Source organism: Amycolatopsis sp. NPDC059027, assembly GCF_042739735.1.
GTDB lineage: Bacteria > Actinomycetota > Actinomycetes > Mycobacteriales > Pseudonocardiaceae > Amycolatopsis.
This window is the reverse complement of sequence record NZ_JBHYIK010000076.1, coordinates 28,003-35,362: the sequence shown is the minus strand read 5'-3', so window position 1 is coordinate 35,362 and position 7,360 is coordinate 28,003. Positions and strand designations below refer to the sequence as shown.

Sequence of the window (7,360 nt, the reverse complement as noted above, 5' to 3'; positions counted from 1 at the left end):
CTCATCCCCGAACCCTTGACGCCTAACCCGCGGATTTCGGCCCCGCCCGCCCACCGACCCTCCACCGGCGCGCGGTGATGGCCAGAGACGCCCCCCCCACGACCGCACGGACCCAACGCCGTACACGCAGACGCCGCGTCGCCGCGTACGCGCTCAACGCGGCCAGAGGGATGTCGCCGATGAGGAGCACGGCGACCAGTGCCGCCGGACCACCGATCGGTGCGAAGACCGCGCCGAGCAATCCCAGCACCGGCAGGGTCGCGGCGGCCGGGGCGCCGGTGCCGCCCGCGACGGCGTGCCACGGCGCGACGTACGACGACCAGATCTCGCCGAGCCCGCCGACCGGCAACAGCTTGCCGCCGAACAGATCGAGCCCGAGACGGCCGCGGTTGACCACCAGCGCGAGGGCGGTGAGCACGACGAGCAGCACCACCGGCGGGGCGAACACCGTCGCGGCGAGCACGCGCCGCCGGTTCACCTCGACGAAGACCAGCTCCGGTTCCGCGGCGGGCTCGGCTGCTCGCGGCTCCGGCGAAGCCTCTTCCTGTTCCCCGGACTCCGCGGCGGCGTCCGGAGTCGGCGGTGGCGCCGGGGTTTCCGGCACGGCGACGGCGACGAACCCGCTCGGCCGGCGCAGTCCCGAACCCCGGGAACCGATGCCCCGCAACGCCCCCGCGGGCAGCGCGGACGGCCCGATGGGGCGATCGGCCTTGGCGTCCAACGCCTCCGGCGGGATCCACGCCGTCTCGGGCGCGACGCCTTCCGGCACGGTCCCGAGCGCGACGTCGCTCTCCACGCCGCGGCGGACCAGCCCGACGACGCCTGCACGGAAGGCGTTACGCAGTCGCCTGATCCGTCCGGTGAACAGTCCGCGCACCGAGCCCGGCCTCGGCCGCGAACGGCGTTTCGCCCGTGCCGCACGGAGATTGCCCCGCCCGCCGAGCAGATAGCCGACGGCGGCGAACTCCGCGCGGGCCTCCCCGGTCCGGCGCAGCAGCACGAACGCCAACGCCCGCAGCACGGACAGCACCGGGATGCGGATCATGCCGAACCAGAAGGAGAACGGCGAGCAGTTCACCAGGAACACCCGCAGCCCGTGGGCGCGGTTCGTGACGGACAGCGGCGCGGGCGCCGCGTCGGGTTTCCGCCGCCCGGTGGTCAGCGCGCGGGCGTGCCGCATCCGCGCGGCGGGTACCGACAGCACGCGGCCGCCTGCCGCGTTGGCCCGCCAGCCGAAGTCGAGATCCTCACGCAGCAAGGAGAATTCGGGGTCGAAGCCGCCGAGCTCGTGCCACAGTTCGCGGTGCACGAGCGAGCCCGCGCTGGGTACCGCGAGTACCTCGGCCGGTTCCTCGCCGGGCGCGGCGGTCTGCTGCCGGTGACCGACGGCGTCGGTCGAGAGCCCGGCTTCGACGATCAATCTCGGATCCACCCAGTCGAGGGCGAGCGGGCCGAGCACCCGCGCGGAGGAATTGCTTTCCGCAGCTTGCAAAAGTTCTTCGAGACAGTCCGGTTCGGGCGCGCAGTCGTCATGCAGCAGCCAGAGCCAGCCACCGGGATCGCCCCATCGCTCGACGGCGTGCTCGACCGCGGCGGCGACGGCTTCGGCGAATCCGGTTTCACCCGGAAGTGTCAGTACCCCGGACAGCAGAGGTTCCGCGTCGACCCCGCCGGGGTCGGCGGCTTCGGCCAGCAGACGTGGCGTCCGGTCGGTCGACCCGGTGTCGACCGCGAGCACGTGCCGGGGCCGGATATTGCTGCGGCGCAAGGAGGACAGCGCCAGCGGCAGCCATTCTTCTCCGTTGTGGCAGACCATGATGGCCAGCACGGGAACCGTACGCAAAGCAGATGAGGCGATGCGGGGCAACGACGGACTCCCGTCAGGCGGCGGACAACGGTGCCGCCACCCTACGACGTCGGTCACTCACACCTGGGCTCCCCCGCCCCGTTCCATGGTGTGGACCGGGGCGGGATCACCTATACAACACGCACTCTTTAGACAACACGCTTTTTGAGCTTGCGACGCTCCCGTTCGGACAGACCGCCCCAGATTCCGAAGCGCTCGTCGTGGGCCAGCGCGTACTCAAGGCACTCGTCCTTGACCTCGCAGCCCAGGCAGATTCGCTTGGCCTCACGGGTGGAACCGCCCTTCTCGGGGAAGAACGCCTCCGGGTCCGTCTGCGCGCACAGGGCGCGTTCCTGCCAGTCCTGCTCCTCCTCGGCAACGTCGAACATGTCGGTGAGATCACCCAGTTGCTGCTCGGGGTTCTCTCCCCAACCCACGACGTGCCCCCATTCCCTTCCATCGGCTTCCAACCGCACGTCCGCCTCCTCGCTCGTACGCACTCCCCAGGCTGGCGGTGGTGAAACGACACCCGCTGCCCCCTTCCCGGCAGCGAATGACATCACTGTGATTACACCCGTGTAGTGCGGTCTGGTCAAGCCGAGTAGCGAGTTCGGGGGATACCTCGCGGCGCCAGCGCAAGGGGACACGCCGAAAACTTCACATCGGGCATACGGAAGACTGGGGGTGTGCAGAGATCAGCAGTGCGGCCCAGCCCCATCTTCCTCGGCATCATCGCGCTCGCCGTCGTCGGCGGCGTCATGGCCGCTTTCGGCAACGCCAACACGATTTTGAGCAGTCACCGGGACCCGCTCCTCATCACGGGCGTGGTGCTCCTGGTCGCGGCGGGCTGGGTGGCTTCACTGAGCCTGCACGAGTTCGGGCACGCGATCGTGGCCTTCCGCGGCGGCGATCACAGCATCGCCCATAAGGGCTACCTCACACTCGACGTCCGCAAGTACACCGACCCGATGCTGTCGATCGTGCTGCCGCTGATCTTCCTCATCATCGGCGGCATCCCGCTCCCGGGCGGCGCGGTGTGGATCAACCGGGGCGCGCTGCGCTCGCGGGCGGCGTCCTCGTGGGTCTCGCTCGCCGGGCCGCTGAGCAACCTCGCGGTCGGCGCCGCGATCGCGCTCGTGGTCTATCTGGTGCCGATGCACGGCGCCCCCGGGCTGGCGATCGGCCTGTCCTATCTGGCGCTGCTGCAGATCGTGACGTTCATCCTCAACATCCTGCCGATCCCTGGGCTCGACGGCTGGGGCGCGATCGAGCCGTACCTTTCCCCGAAGGCACGGGACTTCGGCGCGCGGGCCCGGCCGTGGGCGCCGCTGGTGCTGTTCGCCGCGCTCTTCCTGCTCTCTCCGGTGAACAGCGCGTTGTGGCGTGGGGCCTTCACGCTCTTCGACGCCGTCGGCGGTTCGGCCACGCTGGCCGCGCTGGGCCAGGAACTCTTCATGTTCTGGAGGCACTAGGCGGCGTCAGGCGGGATGCGTGGTGAGCCATTCGTGCCCGCGTTTCCACACGACGCGCAGCCCGGAGCGCTCGCCGAGATAGTCCCCGGCGGCGCCGACCACCGGCAGCATGCCCAGCGCACGATGGAACAACCGGCCGCGCGGGCGCTTCTCGAGTTCCTCCGTGATCCCGAGGAGCGCCCGCCCGAGCCGCCACAGCGTGCGCCCGCACGCCTTGAACGTCACCTTCCCGTGCTTGCGCTCGGATTCGGCGAGTTCCTCGGTGAGCTTGGCCGTCTCGCTTTCCTCGGCCGCCTCGTCGTGCTGCGCGTGTTTGCCCGCGGCGAGCACGGGATCGATGTCGCGCTCGAACAGCACCCAGGCGATGAGCCGCACCCTGGCGCCGACATCGGTTACGCCGTACTCCCCCGCCAGCGCGCAGAGCAGCAGGCCCTGCGACGCGGCGCCGAGCGTGTCCTGCACCGGCAAGCGATCGGCCAGCGCGCCGCCGAGTCCGGGGATCGACGTCACCAGCGCGGTGAACCGGCCGACGCGGTTCATCCACCAGCTGGACCGCTGGTAGCCGTTCATGTTCGCCCACGCCGTGGTGCCCGGCACCTTGACCGAGGTCAGCCCGTTCAGCAGCTTTTCCTTGAGCCCGGCCTCGACCTCGGCGAGTTCGTCCTCACCGCGACGGGCTCTCGCCTGCAGGCCGAACGGGTCGGCCTCGCGCAGCGCGTCCAGCATCGGCCCGCAGGCCCGCACGAACGGCCGCAGCACCGCGACGACGTTCGCGTCCGAAATCGCCTCAGCCACGCTTCCCTCCCGACGACAGCCCGCCCGGCGACACCCCTCTCGAAGAGGCCCTGCCCGCAGCTTTGCCCAACCCGCCGCCGAGCGCCATCGCGGCGGGCAGCGCGCTCGCGCCGAGCAGCAACAGCGCCCGCCAGTCCTGGATCAGCACCAGATCACCGCCGGGACCGAACAGGCCGACGCCGAACAGCACGAGCACCCACACCACGAGCGGTACCCACGACAGGCCGGGACGTACCAGCCTCGCCGTCGTCGACACCAGCAGCGGGGTGGTGACCGCGCCGAGCACGATCGTCAGCGGCATCGGGATGTCGCCCAGTTTCGGCAACGCCGTCCCGTCCATCCGCAACGGCAGGAAGAACAGTTCGAGCAGCGCCAGCAGGACGGCGTCGAACGTGAGCAGCGCGAGCAGCAGCCACTGGGTGACGGTCAGGCGGGCCGGGGCCGGGGTGGCGGACATGGTCACAGCTTGCCGAAGAGGTCGGTTTCCGCGCCGTCCGCGGGTCCCTTGGCGAGCACGAAGTACTCGTGCGGCGGGATGGGCTGGGCGATGTCGTTCGTCAGTGCGAAGTGGACGGTCGCATCGCCGGCCACGGTGAGTTGTGTTTCGTGTGCGCGCAGCGCGGACAGCCGTTGTCCGAGGTACGCGCCGACGTCGATCCGGGACGTGATCGTCTCGTCGGGCGTCTCCGGCAGTTCGCCGTCCTCGGGTACCCGGAAGGGTGAAGTTCCGTCGGCACGCAACGCGGCCAATCCCTCGCGCAGCGCGGTACGCGAGGCGACGACGTGGAAGATCCGCGCGACCGATGCAGCCCGCATCGCCGCGGCCATGGTGATCTCGTGCGCACGGATGTGATCGGGGTGGCCATAACCGCCGAACGCGTCGTAGGTGACGACGACCTGGGGTTCGACCTCGGCAAGGATCTCGGCGAGTTGCGCCGCCTGCTCGTCCGGACTGCCGCCGGTGAACGCGCGCGGATGCGCCGCGGCCGGTGTCCCGGCCATCCCCGAGTCCCGCCAGCGGCCCATCCCGCCGAGATAGCGGTGCCGCGTGACGCCGAGCGCGGCGCAGGCGCCGGCCAGTTCCCCGCTGCGGTAGCCGCCGAGCTGGTCGGCGGCCCACGAGCCGAGCTGCGCGAGCCGGGGCGGGACGATCTCGCCCTCCTCCCCCAGCGTGCAGGTCACCAGCGTCACATCGGCACCCTCGGCGGCGTAGCGGGCGATCGTGCCGCCCGTGGTGATGCTCTCGTCGTCGGGATGCGCGTGGACGAGAAGCAGCCGCCGGGCCTCACGGGAGATCACGTCTTGAAGAGTAATTCCCGCTCACCGACCTTCGTCGGCCGTCCCTCGGATATCCTCGCGCGAGTCACGGCCATAGTGCCGTGACCTGTCTGTACCCCCACGAAGGGCATCTTTAGGTGAGCACTGAAACAACGTCGGGTTCGGTTCTGTCCATTTCCGACCTGCAGGTCTCGTTCCCGACCGAGGACGGCGTCGTCGACGCGGTCAAGGGCATCGGGTTCGACGTCCAGCCGGGTGAGATCGTCGCGGTCGTCGGCGAATCCGGTTCGGGGAAGTCCGTGACCTCGATGTCCGTGCTCGGCCTGCTGCCCAAGACCAGCAGGATCGCCGGTGAGCTGCGCCTCGGCGAGCGCAATCTGGCCGACCTCACCGAGAAGGACCTGCGCAAGATCCGCGGCAACGAGGTCGCGATGATCTTCCAGGAGCCGATGACCGCGCTGAACCCGGTGTACACCGTCGGCTGGCAGCTGCGCGAGGCGCTGCGTTCGCACCAGGACATCGCCAAGGACGCCGCCGACAAGCGCGCCATCGAGCTGCTCGAGATGGTCGGCATCCCGAACCCGCCGCAGCGGTTCAGGCAGTACCCGCACCAGCTCTCCGGCGGTCTGCGCCAGCGCGTCGTGATCGCCATGGCCATCGCGTGCGACCCGAAGGTGATCATCGCCGACGAGCCGACCACCGCGCTCGACGTCACCGTGCAGGCGGAGATCCTCGGCCTGCTGCGCAAGCTGCGGGACACGCTGAACACCGCGATCGTGCTGATCACGCACGACATGGGCGTCGTGGCCGACCTCGCCGACCGGGTCGTGGTCATGCACCAGGGCGTCATCGTCGAGCAGGCGCCGGTGCGCGACCTGTTCGCCTCCCCGCAGGAGGACTACACCCGGCGGCTGCTCGCCGCGGTTCCGGTGCTCGGCCAGCGGCCCGAGGGCAGGCGGCTGCTCGACGACGAGGCGATCGACGTCGACAGCGAGGAGGCGGCCAAGATCGCTGAGGAGATCCGGCTCGCCGACGCCGAACTCGAAGCCGTCGTCGAGGAGACCGCTCCCGCGCTGGAGATCAAGAACCTGGTGCTGGAGTACCCCGGCCGCCGCGGCCAGGCCAAGAACCGCGCCGTCGACGACGTCTCGCTGAGCATCGCCAAGGGCGAGATCCTCGGCCTCGTCGGCGAATCCGGCTCGGGCAAGTCGACCGTCGGGCGCTGCGCGATCCGGCTGCTCAACCCGACCGCGGGCACCGTGTCGATCGCGGGCAAGGACATCACCACGATGTCGGCCAAGGAACTGCGCCCGCTGCGCCGGTACTTCTCGATCGTGTTCCAGGACCCGGCGTCCACTTTGGACCCCAAGATGACGATCGGCGAGTCCATCGCCGAACCGCTGGTGCTGCACAAGGTCGGCACGTCCAAGGAGCAGAACAAGCGGGTCACCTCGCTGCTGGACAAGGTCGAACTGGGCGGGCACTACCTCAACCGCTACCCGCACGAGCTGTCCGGCGGCCAGCGTCAGCGCGTCGCCATCGCGCGGGCACTGGCACTCGACCCGGCACTGCTGATCGCCGACGAGCCGACCTCCGCGCTGGACGTCTCGGTGCAGGCCCGCGTCCTGGACCTGTTCCTCGACCTGCAGCAGTCGCTACAGTTCGCGTGCCTGTTCATCAGCCACGACCTCGCGGTCATCGACCTGCTCGCCGACCGCGTCGCGGTGATGCAGCACGGCAAGCTCGTCGAGGTCGGCACGCGCGACCAGGTACTGCACGCGCCGCAGCAGGACTACACCCGCCGGCTGCTCTCGGCCGCCCCGGTCGCCGACCCCGTCCTGCAGGCCGAGCGCCGGGCCGCCTGGGAAGCCGGAAAGGTCGCCCCGGTCGCCGACTGAGACTTCCTCACGCTGGGAAATGCCGTTAAGGCCACCTTATGGGCGTCAGACGCCCGTAAGGTGGCCTTAAC

The 7,360-nt window shown here is 70.1% G+C and carries 6 protein-coding genes and 1 pseudogene; 2 read left to right on the top strand and 5 right to left on the bottom strand.

The window, feature by feature from the left end:
• Positions 1 to 97: 97 nt before the first annotated feature.
• A pseudogene (locus ACFWY9_RS37155) lies at positions 98 to 1,816 on the bottom strand (glycosyltransferase family 2 protein); the annotation flags it as partial.
• Between the two features lie 179 nt (positions 1,817 to 1,995).
• Entirely contained in the window at positions 1,996 to 2,322 is a 327-nt protein-coding gene (locus ACFWY9_RS37150) for a WhiB family transcriptional regulator (RefSeq protein ID WP_378329327.1), read from the bottom strand.
• Positions 2,323 to 2,547: 225 nt separating this feature from the next.
• Here ACFWY9_RS37150 and ACFWY9_RS37145 point away from each other — a divergent pair, with 225 nt between their 5' ends.
• Positions 2,548 to 3,318 (top strand): site-2 protease family protein, encoded by a 771-nt coding sequence (locus ACFWY9_RS37145; RefSeq protein WP_378329362.1) that lies wholly within the window; start codon positions 2,548 to 2,550, stop codon positions 3,316 to 3,318.
• 6 nt (positions 3,319 to 3,324) lie between these two features.
• On the opposite strand, the gene ACFWY9_RS37140 is transcribed toward ACFWY9_RS37145, so the two are convergent.
• From ACFWY9_RS37140 to mshB, 3 genes are read right to left on the bottom strand one after another with little or no spacing between them, the layout of a single operon-like run.
• Complete coding sequence (locus ACFWY9_RS37140) at positions 3,325 to 4,113, bottom strand: hypothetical protein (RefSeq protein ID WP_378329328.1); 789 nt, start codon at positions 4,111 to 4,113, stop codon at positions 3,325 to 3,327.
• On the bottom strand, positions 4,106 to 4,570 hold the full coding sequence (locus tag ACFWY9_RS37135) for a hypothetical protein (protein WP_378329329.1): 465 nt from the start codon (positions 4,568 to 4,570) through the stop codon (positions 4,106 to 4,108). The genes ACFWY9_RS37140 and ACFWY9_RS37135 overlap by 8 nt, the downstream gene beginning before the upstream one ends.
• A 2-nt stretch (positions 4,571 to 4,572) precedes the next feature.
• Positions 4,573 to 5,412: an N-acetyl-1-D-myo-inositol-2-amino-2-deoxy-alpha-D-glucopyranoside deacetylase gene (gene mshB, locus ACFWY9_RS37130; protein WP_378329330.1), complete on the bottom strand. Its 840-nt coding sequence runs from the start codon at positions 5,410 to 5,412 to the stop codon at positions 4,573 to 4,575.
• Positions 5,413 to 5,528: 116 nt separating this feature from the next.
• Between mshB and ACFWY9_RS37125 the strand changes: the two genes are divergently transcribed.
• Positions 5,529 to 7,289 (top strand): ABC transporter ATP-binding protein, encoded by a 1,761-nt coding sequence (locus ACFWY9_RS37125; protein WP_378329331.1) that lies wholly within the window; start codon positions 5,529 to 5,531, stop codon positions 7,287 to 7,289.
• Positions 7,290 to 7,360 lie beyond the last annotated feature (71 nt).

Excerpts from the sequence above, each read along its gene's own strand:
- ACFWY9_RS37135 (WP_378329329.1), bottom strand. The coding sequence starts at position 4,570 with ATGTCCGCCACCCCGGCCCCGGCCCGCCTGACCGTCACCCAGTGGCTG.